This is a genomic window from Streptomyces sp. SID14436 (assembly GCF_010548465.1).
Taxonomy (GTDB): domain Bacteria; phylum Actinomycetota; class Actinomycetes; order Streptomycetales; family Streptomycetaceae; genus Streptomyces.
Map to the genome: position 1 here is coordinate 1 of NZ_JAAGMD010000778.1, position 1,231 is coordinate 1,231.

The following is a 1,231-nucleotide window of genomic DNA, read 5'->3' on the forward strand; positions in this document are numbered from 1 at the left end:
GTCGAACTGCCCGGCGGCACCCCGTCCGCGTCCCGCCCGTCCGGCGGCGGAGACGACGGGGGCGGGAGCGGGGGTGGGGTTGGGGGCGGGGGCACGGCACCGGGCGGCTCCCGCGACGCCACCGTTCCCGCGCGGGTGCTGTGGTCGCGCGGCTCCACCGGCCGCGACGTCCGGGAGCTCCAGGCGCGGCTGCGCCAGATCGCCTGGCTGTTCGAGGGGCCGACGGGCACCTACGACGGGCCCACCGAGAAGGCGGTGCGGGGCTTCCAGGGCAAGCGCGGGCTGCCGCGCACCGGGCGGACCGACACCGTGACCTGGCAGCGGCTGAAGGGGATGACACGCGAGCCGGGCCGGTGGGACCTCTACCAGATGGGCGGCCAGCCGGCGGACGCGCCGGACCCGCGCTGCCGGACCGGGCGGGTGCTGTGCATCAGCAAGGAGAGCCGCACCCTGCGCTGGATGGCCGACGGCCGGACGCTCCAGACCCTGCCGGTCCGCTTCGGCTCGCAGTACACGCCCACCCGTGAGGGCGTCTTCAGCGTCTACTGGAAGTCACGGGACCACTGGTCCACGCTCTACGACTCGCCCATGCCGTACGCGATGTTCTTCAGCGGCGGGCAGGCCGTGCACTTCTCCGCCGACTTCGCGGCCCGGGGCTACGCGGGCGCCTCGCACGGCTGCGTCAACGTGCGGGACGAGGCGGCCATCGCCCGGATCTTCGCGCAGGTCCGCAACGGCGACAAGGTCGTCATCCACTGGTGAGGGACCGCCGGCGGGCGGGAGGACGGATGCGGGGCGCGGGCGGGACCGGGGGAACGTGTCCCGCCCGCGCCGAGGTGCACGAGCCGCGGGTACGGGGGGAACCCCGGCTCCGTGCGACGGCCGATGACCAGTCGGCTCACTCATTACTGCGTCGCGGCCCCCGGAAACGTCACACCTCGGCGCGAGAAAACCCGGCCGGAGACAAAACCGCAGGTCAGCGCGGTGCGACGGCGACGGTCACGAGCAGCGCGCCGCGGGCGTGGTTCCGGTCGGCGCGGCCGGGACGGTCGTCGCCCTCTCCCCCGCCGCTCTTGCCGCCGTTGCCGCTGTTCTTGCCCTTGCCGTTGCCCTTGCCCTGCTGGGCGCCCTGGCCCCGGTCGCCGGAACCCCGGTCCCCGGTGCCGTCCTCGCCCTGGTGGCCGCCAGGCCGGTCGTCGCCGTGCCCGTGGCCGCCGCGGCCCGCCCCCTT

The 1,231-nt window shown here is 75.6% G+C and carries 1 protein-coding gene and 1 pseudogene; one reads left to right on the forward strand and one right to left on the reverse strand.

The features are described from left to right. Positions 1-762: L,D-transpeptidase family protein (locus tag G3I53_RS28150; protein WP_164438916.1), on the forward strand; the 762-nt coding region annotated here is incomplete at its 5' end. A gap of 214 nt (positions 763-976) precedes the next feature. On the opposite strand, the pseudogene G3I53_RS28155 reads toward G3I53_RS28150, so the two are convergent. Further along, a pseudogene (locus tag G3I53_RS28155) lies at positions 977-1,231 on the reverse strand (Tat pathway signal protein); the annotation flags it as partial.